We start from the raw sequence: 24,590 nt of genomic DNA on the forward strand, positions 1-24,590 counted from the left end.
AACTGGTTGGGCCCGTGTCCTGCAAGGCGTCGAATCAGGCGTCGTGGTGCCGTCCGCGGAGATCGGCGAGGAGTTCGGGGAGCACAAACTCCTCGTGCACTGCCAAACCGTGTGCTGACATGGCCACTGCCAAGGACGGGTCCCAGTGGGTCGGCACTGGGTTGCCCGTGAGGGCAACCGCATGGTCGGCATCGAGGTGAGCGACGGCCGTTCGGTAGTCTGCGGCGGACATACGCCAGGGTGCCGCGCCAAGTGCGCACATCCGACCGGTGATTGCCACGCCGGGCCAGTCGAAGTCTCCGTGGTATCGGATCGGGTTTCCAGCGGCGATCAGCGAGCGCAGCAGCTGGGTACCGGCACTGGCGGGGTTGCCGGACAGGCACAGCAATGGCATCTCTGTTCGGGCATGTACGGCGGCTTGGAGCACCTGCGGGTTTTCGCAGACGGACACGGTCTGTCCGGGCATGGTCAACTCCACTGAGCCCGCCCGGTCAAGCTCGTGCAGCGTGAGGTGAGTGACCAGCCCGAGGTCTGCGCGGTCACGCATCATGCGTGACCATCCGTCGGCACCCGGTGGGCGAAGCTGCGACGCCAGTACGGTGCCGGAAACCGCGTCGGTGGCGACGCCAAGGGTCTGCCACAACGCCCGCCGGTCGGCGGCGGACTCCGGTACTGGCTGGCCGAAGGCGTGCGCCGCAGCTCGGAGCAGAACGACGGATGCGAGCGACGTATCGTCGAAGCCGTGGGCGTTCCCGGCGACCCGGGTTGCCAGGGCTGCTAGCTCCCAGCCGGTGGGTGGTTCCTCCGTTGGCTTGAGCAGGATCCCAAGGGCGGAGACGGCGTGGCCGAGCGCCCGGGTCGCGGCGGCGGTACCGGCGCGAGTGAGTACGCCCGTCCGACGCAGACCGGCGATCCATTCGGGTACCCACGCCGCGTCGGCCAGGCTGGCCGCCGCCAGCGCGGTGTCCAGCCGTTGCCAGACCTCGTCCCACCGCGCTTGGGCGTCCCGGCGGGCGGCAGCGCGGTCGATCACCGGGCGCTCGTCGAGAATTTCCAGGACTGAGACCAGGCCCTGCCCGGCAGCGGAACGGCGCAAGGCGATATCGAGCTCGGCCAGCTTCACTCGACGAGCGGCGCCCGGCTCCAGCGGTCGACCTAACAGCCCGGACAAGTGTTCGGCGGCGGCTTCGTTCAGGTCGAGGGTAAGCACGCCGGTGACGTGCAGGCCGTTGCGTTCGAGGCGCGTACGGGCAGCAACCCAAACCTGAGCGAGCTCGGGTGTGGACAGATAGGCGCGTAGCCGCGGTGGCAGCGGTTGCGGTATTCCGTTCATGTGGCGTGCAGGAAGTGCCGGTTGCGGCCGTCCCAGCGGACGTGCGCTGTCGCTGCGGGTGTTCCGTCCTCCCGACAGATCTCGTAGATGTCCAGAGCCGGTACCTGGGGTACACAGCCCCATAGCGCATGCCCGGTCATGACGAAATCCACGTCCAGGCGTACCAACAGGCCGAGCAGCTCGGCGATCGTCGGCTCATCGACCTTCGCGAACGCGTCGTCGAGCAGGATTAGCCGAAGTGACGTCGCGGTGCTGTCCAGGCCGGACAGGTAGGCGTCGACGGCGGCGAAGAGCGTCACGTACGACACGAATCTGGTCTCGCCTTGGGACAGCTTGGCGCGGCGGCTGATCCGACGTTCCCGCCCTTCTTCTGGTCCGGTGATGATGACCTCGACGGTGTGCCAGGCCCGGTAGTCCAGCGCGCCGCGCAGATGGACGGCGTACCCGGCGGTCGGGTCTTTGACGGCTTCAGCGGCGACCCGGGCCGACAGCAGTTCGGTCAGTTCGGTGTCCTGGGCGGGGGTACGCATAGCGGCGGCGGTAGCGATCAGTTTCTTGATCTGGGCGACGTCTCCACTGGCGTCCTCGGCGAGCCTCCAAGTCAGCCGTACCCCGATGCCGTGGCTAGTCCGGATCGATTTCAGGCTGGTGTTCATAGCCGAGATCAAGCTGTTCGCCTGGCTGAGCCGTCGCCGCAGTTCCTCGCCGACCTCGCCGAGCACGAACTTGCTGAAGATTTGATGCTCCCGTTCCGTCAGGGTGGCGCGGCCGACCTCGCACTGCCGGTCGATCTCCACGGCTGCCTGAGCGAGCGGTCGACGACCCTCGGCGTCGACCAGTTCGAAGAGACGTACGCCGGCGGCGATGGTGGCCGACACGTCATAGCTGCTGGAGATGCCTTGTTCGAATGTCTGCTGGGCCCGGAGCAGGGCGTTCTCGTCGGACCTGCCGCGGCGCATGGCGCCAAGTAGGGTGTCTGCCTCGGCGATGACGGCCTCAGGTGCCGGGTCGGTGAACAGCGGTCCCGGCGGGGAGGGGAAGGCGGTGTCCGCGATGCCGGGCTGGCTGAGCTGATCGAGTACGGTGTTGACGTACCCGGCCAGCTCGCTGCGCAGGTCGGCGACGCGGCTGATCGCCGCCTGCGCCTGTGCCCCGGCCGTGCCCGCGCCGCGCGAGAGTTCCGCCACAGCCTGGGACCCGGTCTCGATGGCCTCCTTGGTTCGCGTCAGCAGGGACTCAGTCGTCGTTACCTGCCGCTGCACCTCGGCTGCGGCCGCGCCCACCGTTTCAGTCAGCGTCTGCAGTTTCGTCGCGCCGGTTTGCCAATCCCGCCACCCGGCAAGGGCGCTGTGCTCGGCCTCGGCTCGGCGTCCGGCGACCTCGCGGATCTTTTCGACTGCGGTCCCGTACCGGTTCATCGCCCTATCGACGGCATCGGCGCGGGCACCCAGAGCGGTGCATCCCGCCGCCGCGCGGTCAGCGCTGTCCTGCAGCCTCCGTAGCGAATCCTCGTCGGTCGGGAGGCCGAACTCTGAGCACGCCCGACGATGGTCACGGTCGTGCTCCGCCCAGGCACGGGCCAGCTTGTCGGCTTCAGCTCGCAAACGCGTGACGTCCGCCGACGATCGTGCCGCTTGCCGTACCGCCTCGGTGGCCCGGGTCCGCGCCTGGGCCAACGCCATCGATCGCGGCGCCGATCGCTGGCGTTCGCGCAATGCCCGTTGGCGTCCTTCGAGTTGCTCCCGTTCCCACTGGCGGGACTGCGCGGCGTCGGCCAGTGCAGCCAGTTCGACCTCGATCTCGGCGAGGCGGGCGGCTCGTGCGGCTGCTCGTGCGGCGGCACCGATGTGCCGTGCCGCGGGTACGCTGTACCGACCCCGTAGCGGCCCGCTGCACCAGCTGCCGTCGCGGGCGATCCAGGTGGTGGCGGTACGGTCGTCGAGCCCGATCCGGTCCAGGATGGCCAGCACCGCATCGGCAGGCACAGGACTGGCCGGGTCCACCGTGACGACGGCAGACAGTGGCGCCGGTACTGGGTCGCCGGTCGGTGATACCAGCAGCTGCCCGTTCGCTGCGGTGAGCCGACCGCCGCCGTCTACGGTCGCGGTCAACAGGCCCGAGGCTAGCAGCGCGGCTTCGATACCCGCTCGGTGCTCCCCGCCAAGGTGGTCGGCGAAATCCAGGCACCGCCACAGCGGTACTCCATCGGAAATCGCGACCCACGCGGGAGGGGCCGGATCCGGATCGTGGGCCGCCTGGAGCCGGGCCTGCTCAGCGCCGAGCTCCTCCAGCCGCTTGCGGTCGGCAGCATCGGCGTCGTCCAGCCGGCCCAGCGCGGCGGCCAAGGCCGCCGCCGCCGTACTTGCCGCATCGTCGGCGGCGCCGTCGAGATCGAGCAGCGCGATCCCGCCGTCGCCGTCACCACAGAGCGAAGTCCGGTCCGTGAGAAGCAGCCCGAGTATCGGGTGTGCGGACCAGTCTGCGATGCCAAGCAGGTCGGTGGTGGCGGGATCGGCCATCCAGGTACGCCACCGGTCGACCAGCCCGAGCGCGACGTCGTCGCGTTGCTCCGCGGCCTGCTGCGCCACCTGCACGTCCTCCTCGGCCCGCGTCTCCGCACCGGCCGCCTCGTCTGCAGCCCGGTCGACCTTGCGCCGCTCCTCGCTTAGCAGGCGGGCGTCTGCCGCACGGTTGGCCGCCTGCGCTGATCGGGTACGAGCGGCGCCCTCCACTCGCCGCGCCGCGTCAGTAAGTAGGGAAAGGTCCGCGGGTACCAGCATTAGGACATCGGGGACTGGCCGCGCTAGCTCCTCAGGCTCCCCCTCTCGGGACGTCCGTACCACGTCGGAGGAGCGCGGGCCCGCCCGTCGGTCGACCCGTACCTGCGCCGGGAGCTCGTGCTCGGTCAGCCCGATCGCCACCAGGAGATCACGCGTATTCCGGATCTCCTCGGACACCGTGGCGGCCTCGTGACTGACGTCGTCGGCCAATGGTCCGGCATCGGCGACCTTTCCAGCCTCCTCGCGTCGCAGATCCGCGGCCCTCGTCAACGCTGCATCCGCCGCGGTAGCCAGGGACCGTACGACGGTGGTTAGCTGGCGGAGCTCCTCGATGCTGCGGTACGCCTCGGACTCGCGTAGTCCCTGGAGTGTCGCATCGAGCTGCTCGGCCTCGTCGGTCAACTCGCTCAGGCGCCCACGTCTCCCGGTGAGTTCCGCCTCTAGCGCCTGCGTGTGCGCGGCCAGCCGTTCGGCTTCCCGCACAGCGTCCTGAACCGTGGTGGCACCTGTTCGTACCGTCTGAAGGGAGCCGGTGAGTACACCGATTACGTACTTGCGGTACACATCCAGGAACGTCCGTACCTGTTCCCGGGCCGCTTCGAGCCGCTGCTGGTCCTCCCGCGTCGTGGTGAGCCCGTCGAGCTGCTGGCCAGCATCGGTGAGCGCGTCCTCGGACAGCGGCGGTAGGGCATCGGCGAGGATGGCCGGCAGCCGGCCTTCCTCGATCCGATTGCCGACATCCGGGGAACGCAGCGTATGCAGCAGCTTGGCTAGGCCGTCAAAGCGTTCCTTACCCAGCTGCCCGGTGAGTCCGAACACCTCACTGCGTACACGCTCGCGGTGCTTCTCGGGTACGTCGGTGATGCGCTCCTCGGTGATCAGCTCGGCCAGGTCGCGGCGAGATAACGGCTGCCGGTCCACGCCCAGCAGCGGAAGTTCAGCGCCGACGCGTAGCGGTGTGGTGAAGTACCAGACCTTCGCTTCCTTGGTGCTGACCGCGAAGCGAACCAACGCGCCGAGGGTGAGGTACCGCGGCCCCGGTTCGTCGGTCTCGACCGGGTCAGCGTCGCGGCGGACTTCCAGCCACATGTACCCGAGCCGGTTGCCTTGCTCGCCTGCGCCCGCACTCATGAGGTCCTCCATCCGGACCGACGAGCCAGTACCCATGTTGCGCCTATCGGCGTCCAGCAAGAAGGGCAGCAGCATCTCCAAGGCGCGGGACTTGCCCGATCCGTTGGTACCGCGCAGGATCAGCCGACCACCGGAGATGTCGAAGGTGTTCTCGTAGTAGTGCCAGACGTTGACGAATCCGGCCCGGGACAGCCGCCACCGGTACGGGTGCTGCCGTAGCGGCGTGTGGTCGAACGCGTCGGTCATGGCATCTCCAGTTCGAGCTGGTCGACCAGACGCCGGGCGGCGCGGGTCAGCGGCGCCGCGTGTGGCTGCGCCCGGTACCGGGCAGCCGCTGGGTGGATCACCAGACCAGCAGCGGTAACGGTGGCCAGGCCGAGATCGGAGAGCAGCATGACGACCTCCTCCCGTAGTCGGTCAGGTTGGTCGACGAGCGTGGTGCCCCACGCCCGACCGTGCTGCGCGGAAAGTCTGGCCAGAGCGCCGTCGACCTCGTCCCACGTGGCGGTGGCGCCCGGAACGACGCGGCCGTCACCCAGCGCCGCGGTGGTGCCCGCGGTAGGTTGCCGGAGGTCGATCAGCTCCGCCAGCAGGAGCAATGCCGCTTGCTTCACAGTGCCGCTACCCGGGAACGATACGTCGGTGAGGCTCCCCGTGTCGTCGTACGCGAGCGCCCCCTCAGCGCGTACCTCGACGGTGAGCCCGAAATTCTCCGCGAGTAGCCGGGTCAGCTCGCTACGCTCGCGAGACAGTACGTCGCGTTCGGCGTCGGTCAGGTCCTCTCTTCGGACGAGCGGGTTTTCCACCAGCTTGCGTCGCAGCGACCGGCGTGGCTGGTCGACCAACTGTGGGTCGGACGCGAGCAGGTCGTCGGGGTGGCTCATGCCGGACAGCGGCCGGGCGAGCAGGTGCGGCAAGGCGGCTCGGTGGATGGTCAGCAGTGCCTCGTCGTGACGCTCACCCCAGCCGGTCGCCGTACCGTCGGTCTCCGACAACACGCCCCAGCCGATCAGGTGGCCGATCGCGGTCACCAGCGCACGGCGCTCCGGCAGCGTGTCGCCGATCTGCACGCCGATAGTCGCCGCATCGGAGCGCACCTGGTCGATCAGGGCGGAGATGAGCGTCTGCTCACCGGTACCAGGGGCGAGCAACGCAGCACACAACAGTGCCAGATGCGTGTAGGTCGCTGGGATGAACGTGCTGTTGTCGGGGCGTCGTGCCGGTCGGGATGGTCCGTCCGGGCTCACCGGACCTTTGATCAGCCGGGCAAACGTTGACTCGACGATCAGGCTGTAGCCGAGCATCGTCTTGAACATGTTGCGCAGCGCCGGTGCGTGCAGCCGCACGAGCGCCAACTCCTCAGAATAGGCTGCGGTGAGCAACGGGCGTGCCAGCAGCGCCCGAGCCGCGTCCATACGTTCCCGGGCCGTCTGCGATGCGGTACCCGTGATTCGCGGGCTCACGCCGTCACCGCCAACCCGGTGTCCCGCCCGGCAGCACCAAGCGGCAGGGCCACCAGCCTGACGTCGTGGATCGTCACCGCACCGTCATCGCCGGCCACGACCGTCGCCTCGCCTCTGGTGGATATCGCCCGAAGCAAGAGCCCGAGATCGGCGTCGCGATGCTCCACCATCATGCCTCCCATGGAGACGGCAGCAAACACGGCAGACAGCTTGTCCAACAGCAGGTCCCGTGCGGCCCGACTGAGGCGACTGCCGTCCAGCGAACCGACGGCGACAAGCTCGGCCGCAGCCGCATGCCGGGCCTCACTCTGCCGGCGCGCCCGGGCCAGCAGACGCTGGGCGTCTGCGCCCGGATCCGGTACCCGCGAACTACGGCCGCGGGCCGCCCGGTCGCCCCGCTCACGCAGCGACACCGGAACGTCCACCGGTGCCGAATCCCACCAAGACGTACTCGGTCCCGCCGACACGTCCGGCTCGTCAGGTCCAATCAGCAGATGCCGGGCCGGATAGCAGCCGAATGCCGCGTCGTACAGGCGGTGTGCGGTGTCGCTATCGGCATTGTGGAACCACGCTGCAAGCTTGAGCAGATCGGCCCGCCGAGACAGGCCAGTACCAGATGCGGCCAGCATCCTGCGCGCATTAGTGATGAGCTGGCCCAGCGCCTGCCGGGCGGCCGCCCGTAGCTGGTCCGGACCGGAACGGACATTGCCAGCCCCGTACCAGACAGCAAGCTGTTCCCAATCCGATCGAGTACGGCCGGGCAGCCTATCCACTGCGATCATCTCGCCAGCGAGGACAGGCACGGCGGGTAGATTGTCCAGCACACGATCGATCAGCTTGAGTAGAATGCGCAGCCGCTCCAGGATCTCCGGAGCGTTTCGGTTGACATCCGCGCTGATGAGGTCCACGTAATCGAGCAGCAAACCCTTGAACTGGGCGTACTCCTCCCCAGCCAGGTCGTAACGGCTCAACACGCCAGCCAGGTACGCGTAGAAGTCCGTAACCGACTCCGTGAACATCTGATGATCGTTGAAGGCGCCCGTCACCGCGCCGGCAAGGGCCTCGCCATCGATGGACCGGTTGACATTGCCCACCTGCAGCAGGATCTGGTTGAGACTTTCGACGATCCGAGCCAGCAGCTCACGCGCCACCTCACGAGCGCCGTCCGCCGCCCGTAGGATCTCCTCAGCCTCTCGGTGCAGCCGGCCACCCAGCTTGGAGACCTGATACCGCGAGCGGGACCGGTGGTACGCGGCGACGGTTGGGACCCGGGTTTCGCGTACCGATCGGACCAGATTGCCCCAGTCGACCAGTTGCTGGCAACGGTTCTCCACAGTGTCCGGGTCCAGCGTCAGTCCTCGCTCGGCGAGCTGCGCGGCCACCTCGGCTGCGGACAGGTCGGCAAGAAGCGTACTGGTGAACAGCCGCATGATTGCGATGTACTCGTCCGCAACGTCGGCAGTCAGATACGAGAAGAGCGCGCGCTGGGACGACGTATCGCGCACGGTGACATCGGCGGCCAAACCGTGCGTTCCTTCGTCCTCCTCGTCGGTCATACGCCTCCTCCTGAAGTCGCCTGGAGAACGACGGTAGCCGGACCATCCGACAATCTGGGGAGCGACGGCACCTTTGTCGAGTAACGATAGGTGCCAGCCCGCAAGGAGCCCTATGCCCGAAAATCCGTTATGTTTCGGTCAAGGTACTAATCTGCGGTCGCGCGATACCAGGACAAAAGCCCAAATGTCATCTCGTCCGGCTGTGGGCAGGCAGCCCGCGCCGATCGGTCAGATAATTTGCCGTGACAGCAGCGGGCCGCCCTCGTGGAGATGATGGCAGGCAAATACACCGTCATGGTTGATGGCGACACATACGACGTCTTAATGCGTACCCCCGCCACCCATGGGACCGACATCAGCGGCGTCCTGCAGTACCTGTGCCTGACGATGGCGCGGAGTAGGGCCGGAAGGGGCCGCCGATCGCGCAAGCCAGCGACGCCTTCACGACCCCGGCAGATTGTCTGCTGCGCCTACTGATCGGCCTCGTCGTCACGATTGAGGTTAGCGAGGTCAAACGTGCTCTCGGCGATGACGAGGTCGAACTCGCCGGTCAGCCGGCCTCGGACACCAGCTGCGGTGGCGTGCCAAGTGGCGGTCAATGTGACGCCCGGATCTTCGCGTACGAGCAGCGGCACCGAGTCCAAGGTCATTATTTCGCCGGGACGCAGCTCGAACTCGCGGTACTCGATGTCAACGGAGCCGGAGTCCCTGACCGTGTACCCAGGGCCGGGACCGAGGCTCCGGCCCAGGTCCGGAAATGAGACTGGCGGCACTAGGCTGCCGTATCCGCTGGCCAACCGGGCGAGTAACTCGTTGTCGGTGACCGTGGGTGTGCCGAGCGGCTTGGGTGGACGCGGAAAGTTCGGCCGGTCATCTTGGGCCACCTCGACCATCGCGTCCGAATAGCCCTTCACTCTCCCCGGGATGTGTACGACTAGCCGGACTGCCGTGTATCCCAGATCAGTTGGGTTACTCACCCTCATCTGCAACAGCGCGGCGCTGTGCCGGTACAGGTCCCAGATACCCCGGTCCACAAGGGTGCCCTTCGCCTTCGTGAGGAACTTCTCCACCTGGTCGGCGTACTGCTCCTCCGTGCGCGTGTCGGGACGGACCTTTGGCGGAAAAGCGTTGAGTGCGCTCCGAACCGGAAACCTGATGTCCCCTAGTGTCGGCGGGTGGGAGGTGGGTTGGTGACGGGCGGCGAGCAGCTCGGGCCGGCGCTGCTTGACCCACTTGTCGGCGGCGCCGATGATGTCAGGCGTCGTCTCGATGGTCTGCGAGACGGGCGCCACGGTCAGTTGCAGACTCGGGGTGCGTTCCAGCAACCGAGCCTGCAACATTTCCAGGTCTCCAGGTGTGTGCGGGTCAGTGCGGCCGGTGTGCCGGACGAAGATCGTGCCGGGCGGAAACTTGTCGAGCTGTTTACGTAGGCAGTGGATCGGGTCACCGGGTCGGGGCGGATCCACGATCACCACGAGCACCTGCGCCCCATCGACCGAGACGAGTTCCGGTGTCCACTGCACCGTGCTACCGACGAAGGCGCGGACCTGACCGACCAGAACCTCCGGGTCCACCGACGTCACGCCGTTGACCGCGCCGGGCTCGACGCCGACGAGGAGGTAGCCGTAGCCGCCCGCCCAGCGGGATGCGCCTGTGGGGTCGCGATTGGCCAGCCCCAGGACGTGCTTGACGATGTGCCCCTGCCCGGCGGGCGTGGTGAGGTCGAGGCTGGACTTCCACTCGATCCAGCGGTGCTCATCGTGGGGGTCAGCGTCGCGCACGGCGCAGACGAGGGCGCTGAGCTGGCTCGGGCGTAGTAATGGCTCGGAGGTGTCGATCTGTAGGACCACGAGTCCACGATAGAGCCACATGTACGTCTTCACGGTCATGCGAAGGCGGCGGCGCGGTCGGCGTCGCCGCTGTTCACGGGCGCTCTACGGCAGTGCGGGCAAGAGACAAGAGTCGTTGGGTGGTGGGCGGTGGGATGCCGAGTAGTTCGGCAAGCACTTTCGCCGACCATCCGCGGATAGAGGCTCACAAGGGGTCTACGCTGCACGAAGAAGCATTGCGCCGTGAATGAGCGCTGTCAGTGTTCGCATACGCCGTGTTGCCCTATGCCGACTGCGCTCCGCTACCCCGCCGTCGCGGAACTACGGCGGCGGTCGCTTCGGCGGCGGCGTGGGACAGCTCGGGGAGGACGTCGCCGTAGAACTTGGCGGTGAAGTGGGGGCTGGAGTGCCGCAGCCGGTTGGAGATGACCTTCATCTGGACGCCGGCGGCCAGCCCCATGGTGGCGGCGCCGTGGCGGAGGTCGTGCAGCCGGATCGGGGGTAGGCCGGTCTGGGTGGCGAGGTGGTGGAAGTGGTCGGTGACGTCTGCGGGGTGCAGGCGTCCGCCGGTCGGGGTGGTGAAGACGAGGCCGGTGGTGGTCCAGGCGGTGCCGGCGGCGAGGCGTTCGCGGTGTTGGCGGGCGCGGTGGGCGCGCAGGACGGCGACGGTTTCGGTGTCGAGGGCGACGGCGGCTTCGCTGTCGGCGGTTTTGGGGGTGTCGATGGCGGTGGCCCAGCCGTGTTGGACGAGCTGCCACCGCACGGTGAGGGTGGCGGCGTCGAGGTCGAGGTCGTCCCAGTGCAGCCCGCAGGCCTCGCCGCGGCGCAGGCCGGTGAAGGTGATCAGGTGGTAGAGGGCGTAGAGCCGGTCGCCGGCGTCGTGGGTGTGGTCGAGGAAGCGTCCGGTCTGCTCGGGGGTCCAGATCATGACAGGGCTGGGGATCTTGCCGGTGTCGCGCCACGTGCGGACGCGTTGGTCGGTCCAGACGGTCGGCTTGGGTGGCCGGGCCGGAGGTAGCTCGACCATCAGGGCGGGGTTGGTGTCGATGAGCCGGTGGCGGCGCATCGCGTCGTTGAGGGCCTTGCGCAGGGTGGCGTGGATGCGGTGCTGGCTGGCCGGCCCGACGGTGCGCTGGCCTGTGACCTGGTCGCGGGTGGCCGGGTCCCGGCTGGCCCGCAGCGTGGTGATGGTGATGTTGCGTTCGTCGATGGCATCGTACATGGCGTCGATGTGCCCGGGGCGCAGCCGGTCGATGCGCAGATGCCCGAGGTACGGGATCAGGTACAGCCGGATGTGGCCTTCGTAGGAGCGCAGGGTGCCCTTCTTGATGGTCTTGCGGCCGGCGAGCCAGTCGGTGAGGTACTCCCCCACGGTCGGTAGCTCGGTCGGGGTGATGTCGAGGTGCAGCGCGCGGCGGACCTGGTCCGGGGTCGGGATCGGAGCGCCCGTTTTGATGGCCGTCTCGACCAGGTCGCCGGTCTTGACAGTTGCGTGCGGGTCGGTGGGGTCGACGACGGCGAGCGCGGCGCGGATGCGGTCGAGCGCCGCCTCGGCGTCGGCCTGGGTCGGGTAGGGGCCGTGGCGCAGCGGCCGGCGGGTGCCGTCGGCGCGGGCGGGGAGTTCGATCTGCCAGTGCCACTGGCCGTGGCTGCGTGACCAGCCGCCGCCGGGCCGGCGAAGCTGGGGGCAGGAGCGTCCCAGTCGCCGGCCCGAGGCGGTGTCGCGGCAGCTGCAGCGTTTGAAGGTGGTGCCCTTCACTCATCGTCTCCCGGGTGCTCGGGGTGGTGCCGCCAGCGGTGGTGGGCGTAGTCCGCTGGTGGCGTGGTCGTTGCATCCACGCTCACCTCGCCGCCGGGATCAAGTCGCCGCCCGCCGGGCACCGGGTCGGTGTCGACCAGGAGAAGGCGCAGCAGGCCGGCGACCGGGACGATGATGCGGCTGCCGGCCCTAATCAGCGGTGCGGGGAACGCGTCGGCCACGGCGAGCCGGTACGCCTGGGAGCGGCTGATCCCCAGCACCGAGGCGGCGGTGGCGAGGGTGGTGGTCACGCCGAGGGCCCGGACGCGGTCGACGGTCCACACCTCACCGAAGGTCGACGCGGATGTGGCGGTTGCAGCGGCGGGTGCGGTGGCCGCCGCGGTCTCGTACGTGTGCTCTGTCGGGTTCGGGTGGGTGCTCATGATTGGGTTCTCCTGATCGGGCTGGTGGTGTCTGGGGATCGAGGTGCGCGGTCGCCGTGGTGCTGGTCTGCGGTGCTGGGGCCTGGTCGGCCGACGCGGCGGTGTCGGCCGCGTGCTGCGGACTCGGCTGCGTCGAGAGTGCCGGGCTCGCGACCTCTGGAAGCTGGTCGTGGTGCGGCGCCTCCGCCGAGGGCGACTCGGCTTTGAGGGTCTTGAGCAGTTGCGATGCCCGGGTGTTGGAGACGGTGTGCCCGGCGGCTCGGAGCGCCTCGGCGAGCGCTCCCCGGGTCAGCGCCCGTCCTTCGGCAGCCAGGTGGTCGCGGACACGTCGCGCGGCGGGAAGCAGCTCGTCGACGTCCGCGGACCGGTATGCGGGCCGTCCACGGTCCAGCTTGGTGCGGCGGTCCGGCCCGCCGGGCTGGTGCGCGGCGGCGGACGGGCGGGTGGTGCGAGCGGCGGACCGCTCCCCTGCCGGTCCGTCCCTCTTGGTCGGTCCGGCCTCGTGCGTGATCGGCGCGGTCCGGTCCGCGGCACAGCCGTCCGACCGGGTCGCGCTGGTCCGGGTCGCGGTGCCGGTGTAGCCGAGGGCGACCTTGACCATGACGAGGAACCCGAGCGCCGGGACGGCCGCGGCGATCCACCCGACCGGCGACGGCTCGGCCTCGACGACCTGCGCCGCAAGGGACAGCGTGACCGCGCAGCCCAGCACGGCCGCCGGGAACCGCACCGAGAATCGTGTCCGTTTGCGGCGGCGCAGCTCGAGGCCGGAGGCGATCGACATGAGCTCGAGCACGATGGCGTCAGCCCAGGCGAGCCATCCGGGTTGGCCGTGGGCGGCGGCGACGTTGTGGACGTGGGTGAAGCTCGCCGCGCCGGCCGCCCCGCCGATGGCGAGCATGATGAGGATCTGGACGGCGCTTTCAGCCCGGCCGGTCCGCCGGGGACCGTCCGTATCTGGCTGCGGTGTGGTCGTAACCGAACACCTCCTCGGACCGGACCGTAGGGGCGTCGGCGCCGCCGGTTGACGGGATGGCCTGTGCGTGGACAAGGGTCATGTCAGTTCCTCTCGGTGCGGTGTTCACGTGGACAGGCGCACATGAGGTTGTGCCGTCCGGCGAGGAGCGCGGGACGGTACCCCGCGAGCGGCCTTGTGAGAAGGGATCGGTATCTGTCGCGGCTCTGTCAGCGCTGACAGATCGGTCCGGGACAGCCCGGTGCCAGCCCGTTCCTCGTGCTGTCCGGCCGGATCGGCGAGGTACAGCACCCGCATTCCGACGGAACGGACGGCTCATGCCGCCGCGCCGTCGACGGGATGGCGCAGATCGGCGACGTAGCCGGCGACGTCGACCAGCCGATACCGCTGACCGTCACCGGGACCGGCCGCCCACACCGCCTCCGCCGGGCACAGGCCGGCCGACGCCGCGTAGTCGCGGCTGCCCGTGGCGACCGGCACCGGCGGCGGCGTGTCGGCGAACAGGCGGCGCAGGTGGCGTTCCCGGGCGGCCGACGGCAGCCAGAACAGCACCGGCCACACCCGCCCGATCGCGGCGAACAGCTCGCGGTACCCGGTCAGCTTGTCGACCAGGACCGACAACTGCTCACCCCCGGTGTCGTACTCCACGAACACCGGCACCGCGACGCCGTCCTCGGCCCACACGCCGTAGCCGTCCGGACGTACCCGCGGCCGGTAGGCCAGCACCAGTGCCGAATCGTCCGCCGTCGTGAACGACCCAACCCGGGCGCAGGCCGCCTCCGACAGCCACGCCCGCAGCTCCGCGCCGGGTTGGGTGCGGGCGTAGCCGGCCAGCTCGGTGAAGAAGCCGTTGATCCCGAGCCGGTGGGCCAGGGTGCGGCTCGAGGTCCACCGCCGCCGCTCGGCCCGGGCGTGATCGCGGCGCGGTGGGCGCTCGTCGCGGCCGGCGGCGACGACCTCGGCACCGAGCTGGTCGATGACGTAGTGGTACGGGTACGAGCCACCCTCGGCGCGCTGCGGCCGAAACCGGCCCACCAGCCCCAACCGGTACAGCTTCCGCAGCCGGCGCTGGCAGAAGTCCAGCGTGGGGAACAGCGCGTGGGCGATCTGGACCGAGGTCAGCACCCCGTGGTCATACAACCAGCCCAGCAGCACCCGGTCCCGATCGGTGAGCTGGTACTGCACGCGAAGGACCGGATCATCCATCCGGTGTCACCTCCCTTTTCTCTCATGTGGGCCGCCTGGGGAGAGACCCGAGACCAGGAGGGGTCTCTCGCAGGACAACCGGCAGGCCGTGACAGCCGCCACCACCTGCGGTGTGAGCCGACATCGGGGGTCAGTTCGGGGGTCAGGCTGAAGGCCGACCCCAACCCGGACGCCAAGACCGACACCCGAACCGGGGTCAAGCCGGAATCTGTCACCGCCACCGGCCAGTGACCGTGGCGGCGATGTGAAGCGATGGGAAGACAACGGAACTCCTTGTCGAAGACGTGAACGCTGCCGCGATGAAGCGGCGTTGAGGCTGGTAAGGACAGCAGCCATCGCCACGACCGTTGATGGTCACGGCCGCGCAGGCGGAGATGGACGACGACGGCGACGCGAACCAGCGGGCAGTGTGCCCGGCACCGGCACCCGGGTCTGTCCAAGCCCAGGACAGGGCGCTCCCCTGCGGTCATCCGCCAACGCGGACGACTACGCGTCGGCTCAACCCGCTGGAAGAAGATCCTCCATCGCGGCCCTCCTGTCGCTCGCTCCGGAACCCGGCCGACGGACCCGGCCCAAACACCGAGCCATAACGACAGCGAGCGCCCCTACGGAGCGCCCACCCATCGACCGTATGTGGCCCGGCGAACGAGACCGCCGCACGGGGAACGTGACTCCAGTACCGCTCGACCGGAGTGCCGATGTCAAGACTTTTCGATGGCGTCGATCCATCGCGCGATCGTGCGCAGCCCGTGGACGAAAGCTCCGCCCTCGCGACGCTGACACCTCACAATGGGTCTCCCTCGATCGCGTCGTACTCCTTGCGCAGTGCCTCCACAAGGCCTGTTGCCCCTGCCAGCTCAACGTCATCGATGCTGCGGACCGATCGCAACCCGACCGCGGCGTTGGTGATGAAGGCAGCGCAGGAAGCGCGCAGACCGCTGATGGCGATTGACGCGGTCCGCACCTCGACCCCGAGGCGGCCCATCGCGGCATCCAGCAGCCTCATCGTCACCCCAGGCAGGCATTCGGCAGCCGGCCAGGTCACCCGCCCGTCCTCAACGAACGCGATGTTCCAGGTCGCGCCCTCCGATACGAGACCGTCAGGCCCGACGAACAGGACGTCGTCGAAGCCGTCGGTCTGGGCCGCGCGCCGGTGGTAGACGGTGCCGAACAGTCCGGTGTGCTTCACACCGGGCAGGTCGCGGGCGTAGCGGACCGACTTCAGGCGGATCGGTGGTGGCACGTCGACGGCGGCGGGTCGCAGGGTGACCAGGACCCGCGGATGCGTCTGGCCGGCCGGATGTCCGAGACCGAGATCGGGGTCGAACACCGTGATGCGCATGATCGCGGGTGTCTGGGCGGCTTCGGCGACCCGCCGGGCGAGCGTCCGGACCCGTTCGGGGTCGAGGTCGGCGGCGAAGACGGTCCGGCAGTCGCGTACCAGCCGGTCGAGGTGTAGCTCCAGGCCGCGGACCCGGGTGCCGTCGATCCGCATCGAGGTGAAATGACCGTAGTTGACCAGTGCCAAGACGCTCAGGTCATCGGGAGTGACCGGAACGCCGTCCAACTCCATCATGTCGGCCATCCTGACACCGGTCACCTTGCGACGACCGGCCACGTGCTCAGCGTGTGCTATTGAGTTTGCGGAGCCGCTCGGGTAGTTCCGACAGGCTGTCTATGCGTATGTGCGCCTTCTCTACCTCGGGTCGGGTGGCGTAGTAGTAGCCCCACGGGCCGCGCCTGATGAACACGGTGGTGAGACCGGCGTTGAGCGCGGGCAGGATGTCGTTGTCGAGCCGGTCCCCCACGTACGCGATCTCGGCCGGTTCGCATCCGGCCGACTCGATGAGCGCGGCGAAGAAGGCCGGGGTCGGCTTCTCGGCGCCCCAGTCGTCGGAGGTAGCGATGAGGTCAACGCCGAGGTTCAACTCGTGCAGCAGCCGACCGGCACGAGCGGTCTGGTTGCCGGCAACGCCGACGAAGTAGCCGTCGGCCTTGAGCGCCGCGAGGCACTCGCGCACGTCCGGGTACAGGTCGCGGGCGTTGAAATGCTCAGCGAGGCCGGCTTCGGCGCGACGTCTGCGCTCGACGGCGAGGTCGAAGCCGGGCCGGAAGTGCTGGAAGACCTGCCGGTAGTCCTCGCCCTGGGCGATGACCTGGCCGAAGACGGCCGAGAAAGTGTGCCGGGGCACGCCGAGCCAGTCGGCCCAGGTGCCGTACTCGGTGGACTCATCGATCAGGGTTTCGCCGACGTCGAAGTAGACGGCGCGGATGGGCTGCTGGGCGGCATGGTCGCTCATGCGGTCAGTTCGGCCAATCTCTCATCGAAGGTGCGGACGGCGGAGGTATCGTCCCACGGCCGCAGCCGGGGTGCGGAACCCGCGCAGCCGCTCGCCCACAGTGGCATAGCCTGCGTGTGAGGCTGTCAGCCGCGATGGCGTACTCGTTGGTTATGGCACCAGGTTGAAAGCCGGTCGGGACGCCGACGGCAGTTGGCCTGGGCCGGAGACCCATACCCATGAAGATGGGCCGCCACCCCTACGCCCCAGCCATGCCCATCGCGTTCAGCGACACGGACAAGGTGGTACCCCGTTGGCGCAGAAGAGCGGCGGTATCAAACTGATCTCCGATGCCTCCACCGTAGCGAAGGGCGCCGAGACGACGTGACGAACCACCTCAGCTTGCAACGAGAATGGGTGATCGGTGAACCGATCGGGGATGCGGCCGGCTTCGGCAGGGTCTTCAGGGCCAGCTCGGCTGATTACCCCGACGCCGTGGCGAAGTTCGTGCCCAAGATGCCTGGAGCCGAGCGTGAACTGTTGTTGGCTGATGGCCTAGACGGTGTGGGCAACGTAGTACCGATCATCGAGAGCGGCGAGACGCAGGATGACTGGGTCCTGATTATGCCGCGCGCCAAAAAGTCGCTTCTCGCCCACATCAGGGAGTACGGGGCTCCCCTACCGATCGAAGACGCGGTCGCCGTCTTGTCCGACGTAGCAACCGCTCTGGCGAACCTCGACGGTCGAGTGGTGCACCGCGATCTCAAACCGGCCAACATACTGCTGCTCAATAGTCGCTGGTGCGTGGCCGACTTCGGCATCTCACGGTATGCCGAGGCGACGACGGCGCCCGATACTCGAAAGCTCGCCTGGACTGCCCCCTACGCCGCACCGGAACAGTGGCGCGCTGAGCGCGCCACCTCGGCTACCGATGTGTACGCATTCGGGATCATCGCCTTTGAGATGCTCGCCAGTCACCGCCCCTTTCAGGGACCGGAGTGGCATGACTTCCGCGAGCAGCATCTGCACGCGGCACCGCCCGCCCTCACCGGGCATCCAACGGCTTTGGCAGCCTTGGTCGAGGAGTGCCTGTTCAAGGCGCCGGCGGCGCGTCCGAGCGCTGCCAATCTCCTCGTGCGACTGGAGCGTGCTGTTAGCGTCACCTCCAACAGCGGCATCGCGGCGTTACAGGAAGCCAACCGGGCGGAGATCGCGCGTCGGTCGGCGACCGATCGCGCCGCTTCCGCATCTCGATCTGCGGCAGAGCGGCGAGCGGATCTCGCCGACGCGGCTGGCAGGATACTCACACGGATCGGGGACGCGCTGAAGGATGCGGTCATGGAGGCAGCGCCAAGCGCCGCTCTCAAGGTCTGGCCCAGTGGCGGCTGGACGCTGACCTTGAACGAAGCGGAGCTGGAGTTCACGCTGGCCACGAAAACTGCCCTTGAGCCGTGGGGCGGTTGGCAGCCGCCCGCCTTCGACGTTGTCGCCCACGCCGCCATCGGCGTCACGATTCCGATGGATAGGTACGGCTACAAAGGCCGGAGCCACTCCCTGTGGTACTGCGATGCCCAAGAGGATGGCCGCTACCACTGGTTCGAGACCGCATTCATGCTTTCACCGTTTCAGGCACGCACCACGGCGCGCGTCCCGTTTGCCCGACCGCCCGGTATTGAGGCTGCAAAGGCGATCTGGAACGGGATCGCAGAGTTCCAGGTTGCATGGCCGTTCACGGAGGTCCATCTAGATGATCTAGGCGAGTTCATCAACCGGTGGGCAGGATGGTTCGCCGCTGGCGCGCAGCGCGCGCTGCAGCATCCGACCCAAATACCCGAACAGAACCCACAGGGAAGCTGGCGGCGATAGCACCGCGTTCGCTATGCAGCTACCCCGCTCGCGGGACGTGACCCGAGCCGGGGTAGCTGCATAGCGGATTCATGCCGTCGTGCATCGGTTGTTGGTCAGTAAACAACGGTCAGCCGGACGCACGGCTTCGTGATCGTGTTTGTGCTGGGTAGCTGGTCGTCAGAGTCGCCTGCTGAGTACGCGGTGATGAGAGGCTGGGCGGTACGGTCGTGGGCCCAAGCGCGGATCTGGTCGCAGAGGCGGTCGGCGAGCTCCGGACCGGTGGGACCGTGGCCGGCCGCGCCCAGCTCCCACCGGCGTTCGTCGCCGTCGTCGGTGTGTCGGCGGAGCGTGAGATAGGCCAGGGAGGCGTCCTCGACGAGGGCGGGGCTGCGACTGGGAATGGCCGGGTCGCAGCGGCCGGATTCTATGGCGGCCGGAGTGGCGGTGATGCGGCAGGTGCCAGGCTCGACGCTGGTCAGGCGTAGCCAGATCCCGTCGAAGGGCTCGTTGGCGACCACGGTCACGCCGGACCAGACGCTGTGCTGGGGCTGGTCGAGGACGCCCTGCAAGACAGCCGGATCGATGGGCTGATCGGCGTCCCAGTACAGCATGACCTGGCCGTCCGCGTCGATCGGGCCGGAGCGTTCTCCGTCCTGGCCGATCATGGGCACGAAGCCGCACAGCTCGACGGAGTCCGACACCAGCCGGCCGTCGTCGTGGGTGAAGGCAACCGAGCGGGTCTGGCCGCGCCAGCGTAGCGGCACCACGAGGCGCCCGCCCGGGGCGAGTTGGTCGGTCCAGGCGGTGGGGATGTCCCAGGCGCCGACGGTGACGATGATGCGGTCGTAAGGGGCGCGCTCGGGATCGCCGAGCGCGCCGTCGCGGGTGATGACGTGGACATCGCGGTGGCCGGTGGCGTCGAGGGTACGCCGGGCTCCAGCGGTTACGTCCGGGTCGATGTCGACGGTGGTGACCTGCCCGGTCGGCCCGGTCAGGTGGGCCAGCAGGGCGGCGTTGTAGCCGGTGCCGGCGCCGATTTCGAGGATGCGGTCGCCGGACGCGACCTGGAGTTGGTCGAGCATGGTGGCCACCAGGGAGGGCACCGAGGCGCAACTGAGTGGCGTGCCGTCGCTGGAGCGTTTGGTAATGACCGCCAGGTCGACGTCGTACGCCTGGTCCAGGGTTGCCTCGGGGACGAACGCGTGCCGCGGGACCGCCCGCAGGGCCGCCTCTACGGGTGCCGACGTGGCGCGGGCCCCGACGATCTGGTCGACCATGCGGGTGCGCAACACCTCGGGTGTGCAGTCGGTGGTGGTGTCCATCGTGTCCTTCCGTGGAGTTCGGCCCGGCTGGGCGGGGCGCGTAGGGCGGATCCTGATGTGCGGGTGTCGGGCTGTCGGTGGTCGTGGTTAGCCGCTTATCAGTAGGCAGGCGTCCCACGTCGAGGCGGGTGGTGTGGTGGCCGTGGTGGTATCGCGAACCAGGTTGATGCCGGCTGTGCCCTCCAGCAGCCCGTCGCCGGGTGGCAGCCCGTGCCGGGCGAGGTGCTGGTCCAGTCGGCCGAGCACGCGCGGGATGTGCGCGGCGAGGTCGGTGTCGCTGTCGGTGGCGGCTCGCCAGGTCGTCAACGCGAGTCCGGCCCAGCCGTGACACAGCGAGACGTCGCCGAGTTGGGCGAGTTGGTGTTCGTCGGTGAGGCACGCGACGAGGGCACGTTCGGCGTGCCGCTGCCGTGCCGGGTCGGCCATGGCCACGGCGGCCAACTGTTGGGCGCGGGCCAGGCCGGGGGTGCCGTAGCACCAGGACGGCCGGTGCGGGCCACGCTGGCGAACCGTGCCGCTGCGCCATTCGGGCAGGGAGATCATTTCCGGCCACCAAGGTCGGTGGTTGGTGCCGCAACGCCAGCGGTCCAGCCAGGTGCACAGATCGCTGATCGCGTCGGCTTGGCCGCTGACCATGATGCCGCGTCTCATCGTGGTGGACAGTAATGCCAGCGGGCCGGCGATGCCGTGGGCTATGCCGAAGTTGGCGTGCCCGCCGGGCCAGTGCGCAGAGCGTTGGTCGGCCGGCCCGTTGCCGGTCCACCACCCCGGCAGCGTCTCGCCGCCGACTTCGATGGGTTTGCTCAGCCGCACCAGGTAGGACAGCCCGTCGCGCAGTAGCTCACCGCCGCCGTGGCGGTACAGCAGGTAGGCGCCAAGACCGGTAAGGCCGCCGATCAGGTCGAACTCGCGAAGCGTGGGCAGGCACCTGCGGTCGATGCGCTCGTGCGCCCGGTCGAGGCGCTGGCGGGTGGCTGCGGCGATGTGGTGGTCGAGAGTTTCGAGAGCGGCAGCGTAGGCCGGTTGGCCGGCGCTGTGCAGGGCGAACGCGACGGCGGGCGCGCCGGTGTACAGGCTGCTGGCATGCGGCGGTGTGGTGATGGGGTTACCGGTCATGGTGACCGCCCAGTGCTGGACGGTGCGCCACGATCCGTTGCCTGCGCGGGCGCGATGGATGTGCCGCAGGGCGATGCCTGCCGCGCCGGTGCCCAGGCAGTGCGCCCAGCCGGGAGGACGCGAGCCTTGCGGGTTGCCGGGCCGGGTCACCGGTGGTGTCCGTTCCGGGCCTGCCAGGCGAGGGCGGCGTGGCGGGCCAAACGTCGGCAGGTCGCTTCGCGCTCGGGGTCGATGCCGAGGGCACGATTGTGGTGCATGTGCAGGAGCGATTCGAGGACGGCGTCGATATCGGCGTCAGCGGGGAGCTGCCGGCGGTAGGCGGCCAGGGCTGCGGCCCGGGTCTGCCACGCCTCGACGACCTCGGACGGCCACCCGGGCACGTTCGGCAGCACGTCGTCTCTGACGAGGGTGATGGCCTGCTCGGCGACGGCACGGTCGGCCGGGGGCGCGACAGGGTCGGCAGGGCTGGTCAGCCATCGCATCCCGTCGGCGCGGTTGCCGAGGAAGCCGCAGACGAGATCCACCAGGCCGAGCGCGGCCAGGGCGGTCGGGTCGACGGTGAGCCGGTGCCGTAGCCCGGCGACGACGGCGTGGGAGTCGGCGGCGAAGACCGTCTCAGCGGCACGCATGGCGTGGCCGTTGCCGTAGCGGCCGACCTCGGGATAGTACGTGTCGAAGACCAGTCGGCCGGCGACGCCGTCGCGGCGTAGCCGGTGCGTCCACTCCCCCACCGCCACGGTGAGTGCGCCAGCCGGCGTACCGCTCGGGATGTGGATGCGCATCCGCAGGTGATCGGTTTCGTGGGGGCTGCGGTAGCGCACGAACCAGTACGTCGGGTCGGCACCGACGGTGGCGAGCAGGTGGGGCAGCTGGTCGGCGAGGATCTCGTCGAACCGCTCGGGATGGGTGTGAATCTTGGCGTAGAGCCAAGCGGCGTCGGCCGCACCGGGCAGCTGACCGGTCTCCCGGCTGGCGAGCTGCGGTGCGCTGGCAAGACGGGGTGCCGGTGCGGCAGGGTGCGTGATGGCCAGCGGCACGGCGACTTCATGGACGCGACCGTCGATCCATCCGAACGCCTCCGCCGGTGCCGCTTCGGTGAGGGTGGCGTCGCCGTGGCGGCCCAGGTGGGCGTGCAGGATCGTAAGGTGGGCCGGCTCGGCGAAGGTCAGTCGCAGGGTGCGGTCGGCGTCGCGGAGCTCGACCGTGTCGGGGCAGCGCCACTGCTGCCGCCACCGGTGCAGAGCCTGCCGCCACTCGTCGGTGACAGCGTCGCCGGCAGGCAGGTCGTCGGTGGTCAGCCGCCACCGGGCCGGGGCGAGCACGGCGCGCCCGTAGCGGACCCGGGGCAGGTAGGGCATGCGATGGGTGTGCGGCCCCCAGTCGAACTCGTGCCAGCGGGCGGTGAAGGCACGCGGCAGGTGGGCCAGGAACCGTCCCAGCGGTGGAAGCTGCTTGTCCAGCGCGAGCGCGTGGAACACCTGCGGCTCGATGACGCGTTGCCGGGAGACGCTGACCAGGTACAGCCGCTCGTGAGTGGCGGTGAGGGCCAGGTCATCGAGGGTGATGGTGTGCTCGTCGGGACTGCGGTGCTCGTCCAGCGACAACACGTGGGGCAGGTACGCCGGGATGCGGCTGATGTTCTCCGAGTGCGGGTAGACCGGCGGCATCGACAGCTGCACCGGCAGCGCGCCCTCGACGATGGTGGGCACCTTCCGATACACGTCCTGCAGGCCGGATCCGCTCGCGGTCGGGGTGAACCGTGAGGTCAGCGTCCCAGCGGAGCGGGCCGGTGACACGACGAGGCCGTACTCGCCGTGCTGCAACGCCGCGACGCTGGCGGCGTGGATGCGGGCGGCCAGCTCCAGGTGCGGCGGGATGTAGCGGGCGTCGAACCGGTCGCCGTCGGTCACCGCCGCGATGGTCTCGTCGGTCAGCACGATCTCCCGGCTACCGTCGGCCAGCGCCTGCCAGGCCAGGGCCAGCAGCCGCTCGTCGCGCTCCGACATCGCCTCGGCGGATGCCGGCAGCAGACTGCCGGGATAGCCGGCTGGGAAGCCGATCCCGGTGTCCGGGTCGACGGCCTCGGTGAGCGGAACGAGGGTGCCGGTGCCGTACCGGTCGCAGAATGCGGCGTGGAAGTCGTGCCAGGCGGCTCCGCCCGTCGGCCGGCGAGTCATCCGTAGCAACGCCCAGGCCGCCCGTTGCAGCTCGTCGGCAATGCTGGCCGGTAGCCGTACCTCGCAGTCCAGGCGCAGGTCCACTGCCAACGGGGTGCGCCCGGCGCGCGACAACCCGGCCATCCGCTGTATCACAGCGGTGCGGACACGGGCCTGCCCGGCGCCGGCCGTGGCCTGGCGGTTGTGCTGCTCCAGATCGCGGTGGACGGCCAGCACGCCGCGGTACAGCGCCCCGACAGCCTCGACGGTGTCCGCCTGCACCGCCCGAAGCTGATCAATCAGGTAGCCGAGGGGGTCGACGACGGTCAGCGGCGCGCGCAGGCACGTGATCAGGAGCCCCTGGCGCACCAGGTCGGTGAGCAGGCCGCACACCATCGAACCGTTGGCGGCGGGGAAGGTTTCGGCGATCTTGTCCGTCAGGTCTCCGAAGCGCACCGGTGAGGCCGCCGCCTCCCGGGCAGCGCGCACCGCGCCGGTGTACCGGACGCTGACCCGGTTCGGACCGAACGGTGCCTCCAGGCGGTTACCACGCTGTACGGCGAGGTTGGTGAACACCACGTCCAGACGCTCCAGCAGTTCCGGGTGCGCCTCCAACCGGTCGATGACATCGGCCAGCCACTGGGTGTCGACCCGGGCGGTGGCGCGGTGCCCCTCGCCCCAGCGCATGCCCGACGTCGATCGAAGTGACACCGGCGCCACGCCGGCGAACAGGCCGAACGGTGTTGGGCGGCCGGTGGCACGCATCAGATATCGGGCCGTGGCGGTGGCCGCACGCCGAATCTGCTTGTCCGACAGCGCACGGCCGGCGCACAGGGCGTCTACCCGAGTGGCGAGGATAGGGCTGGCCTGCCGCACAGCGTCGGCGAACCCGGGCCACGACCACATCTCCCGCAGCCACGCCTCACATGACTGCCGGTCGCCCAGATCGGGCCACCACCGCTGGCCTGCGCTCAGCGGCACGGCTGCCGCCCGCAAGAGCGCGACACCGCCGTGTCGGTACGGCGACTGGAGATCAACCATCTGCATCACAGCCTCCGGCTCTTCGTCGTCAGGATGGGGCGGGGGCCGGACGGGCCGGCCCCCGTCACGGTTGACCTGTCAGCTCGCACCCCGGCTAACGCACGATGACGCACAGGTCGCCGCGCAGCCGTCACTCGTGCCGCACGCCACCGGCGCGTCGACCCGATCGGCATCGGGGATGACCACCACGTCGAGGTCGAAGATCTCCTCGATGTCGATCGCTTCCAACGTTGCGGGCATACTTCTGCCTTCCTTCCGAGGGGACTTTCCGGCCCCGCCCCGGACGCCGGGCCGGATCGCCCAGGAGGCGGGAGCTTCGCGATAACGGCCGTATTCAGCAAGGACTCCGGCGACGGGTGGGTCGCCGGACAGGACC

At 69.2% G+C, this 24,590-nt stretch carries 16 protein-coding genes; 1 reads left to right on the plus strand and 15 read right to left on the minus strand.

What is annotated here, in order from left to right:
- Positions 1-34: 34 nt before the first annotated feature.
- The 11 genes from HC031_RS25340 to HC031_RS25390 form a co-directional block, all read right to left on the minus strand.
- Positions 35-1,210 carry a TIGR02679 family protein gene (locus HC031_RS25340; RefSeq protein WP_205863231.1) on the minus strand — a complete coding sequence of 392 codons (1,176 nt, stop codon included), beginning with the start codon at positions 1,208-1,210 and terminating at the stop codon, positions 35-37.
- Between the two features lie 119 nt (positions 1,211-1,329).
- Complete coding sequence (locus tag HC031_RS25345; protein ID WP_167927918.1) at positions 1,330-5,490, minus strand: TIGR02680 family protein; 4,161 nt, start codon at positions 5,488-5,490, stop codon at positions 1,330-1,332.
- Entirely contained in the window at positions 5,487-6,707 is a 1,221-nt protein-coding gene (locus HC031_RS25350; RefSeq protein WP_205863232.1) for a TIGR02678 family protein, read from the minus strand. Before HC031_RS25350 ends, HC031_RS25345 begins: the two co-directional genes overlap by 4 nt.
- On the minus strand, positions 6,704-8,263 hold the full coding sequence (locus HC031_RS25355; protein ID WP_167927919.1) for a DUF2397 domain-containing protein: 1,560 nt from the start codon (positions 8,261-8,263) through the stop codon (positions 6,704-6,706). Before HC031_RS25355 ends, HC031_RS25350 begins: the two co-directional genes overlap by 4 nt.
- A gap of 470 nt (positions 8,264-8,733) precedes the next feature.
- Positions 8,734-10,113 (minus strand): AlbA family DNA-binding domain-containing protein, encoded by a 1,380-nt coding sequence (locus tag HC031_RS25360; protein ID WP_167927920.1) that lies wholly within the window; start codon positions 10,111-10,113, stop codon positions 8,734-8,736.
- A 262-nt stretch (positions 10,114-10,375) separates the two neighbouring features.
- Positions 10,376-11,851 carry a tyrosine-type recombinase/integrase gene (locus HC031_RS25365; RefSeq protein ID WP_167927921.1) on the minus strand — a complete coding sequence of 492 codons (1,476 nt, stop codon included), beginning with the start codon at positions 11,849-11,851 and terminating at the stop codon, positions 10,376-10,378.
- Complete coding sequence (locus HC031_RS25370) at positions 11,848-12,174, minus strand: hypothetical protein (RefSeq protein WP_240942950.1); 327 nt, start codon at positions 12,172-12,174, stop codon at positions 11,848-11,850. Before HC031_RS25370 ends, HC031_RS25365 begins: the two co-directional genes overlap by 4 nt.
- Before the next feature lies 1 nt (position 12,175).
- The gene (locus tag HC031_RS25375; RefSeq protein WP_167927922.1) at positions 12,176-13,171 is read right to left on the minus strand and encodes a DUF2637 domain-containing protein; all 996 of its coding nucleotides are present in this window, start codon (positions 13,169-13,171) and stop codon (positions 12,176-12,178) included.
- A 390-nt stretch (positions 13,172-13,561) separates the two neighbouring features.
- Positions 13,562-14,452 (minus strand): replication-relaxation family protein, encoded by an 891-nt coding sequence (locus HC031_RS25380; protein ID WP_167927923.1) that lies wholly within the window; start codon positions 14,450-14,452, stop codon positions 13,562-13,564.
- 784 nt (positions 14,453-15,236) lie between these two features.
- Positions 15,237-16,070 (minus strand): aminotransferase class IV family protein, encoded by an 834-nt coding sequence (locus HC031_RS25385; RefSeq protein WP_338090830.1) that lies wholly within the window; start codon positions 16,068-16,070, stop codon positions 15,237-15,239.
- 4 nt (positions 16,071-16,074) lie between these two features.
- Positions 16,075-16,752, minus strand: a complete 678-nt coding sequence (locus HC031_RS25390) for an HAD family hydrolase (protein ID WP_167927924.1) — start codon at positions 16,750-16,752, stop codon at positions 16,075-16,077.
- Positions 16,753-17,115: 363 nt separating this feature from the next.
- On the opposite strand from HC031_RS25390, the gene HC031_RS25395 reads away from it, so the two are divergent.
- Positions 17,116-18,597, plus strand: coding sequence for a protein kinase domain-containing protein (locus HC031_RS25395; protein WP_205863233.1), 1,482 nt, complete (start codon positions 17,116-17,118; stop codon positions 18,595-18,597).
- Between the two features lie 95 nt (positions 18,598-18,692).
- Here the strand turns inward: HC031_RS25395 and fxlM are convergent, their stop codons facing one another.
- The 4 genes from fxlM to HC031_RS25415 all read right to left on the minus strand — a co-directional run bounded on the left by fxlM (position 18,693) and on the right by HC031_RS25415 (position 24,454).
- Entirely contained in the window at positions 18,693-19,901 is a 1,209-nt protein-coding gene (gene fxlM / locus HC031_RS25400; RefSeq protein WP_167927925.1) for a methyltransferase, FxLD system, read from the minus strand.
- A gap of 87 nt (positions 19,902-19,988) precedes the next feature.
- The gene (locus HC031_RS25405; protein ID WP_167927926.1) at positions 19,989-21,167 is read right to left on the minus strand and encodes a lanthionine synthetase LanC family protein; all 1,179 of its coding nucleotides are present in this window, start codon (positions 21,165-21,167) and stop codon (positions 19,989-19,991) included.
- Positions 21,164-24,220, minus strand: a complete 3,057-nt coding sequence (locus HC031_RS25410; RefSeq protein ID WP_205863234.1) for a lantibiotic dehydratase — start codon at positions 24,218-24,220, stop codon at positions 21,164-21,166. Before HC031_RS25410 ends, HC031_RS25405 begins: the two co-directional genes overlap by 4 nt.
- Before the next feature lie 72 nt (positions 24,221-24,292).
- Positions 24,293-24,454 carry an FxLD family lanthipeptide gene (locus HC031_RS25415; RefSeq protein ID WP_167927927.1) on the minus strand — a complete coding sequence of 54 codons (162 nt, stop codon included), beginning with the start codon at positions 24,452-24,454 and terminating at the stop codon, positions 24,293-24,295.
- Positions 24,455-24,590: the final 136 nt, after the last annotated feature.

It is taken from the genome of Planosporangium thailandense (assembly GCF_011947195.1).
In the GTDB taxonomy this organism is placed as follows: domain Bacteria; phylum Actinomycetota; class Actinomycetes; order Mycobacteriales; family Micromonosporaceae; genus Planosporangium; species Planosporangium thailandense.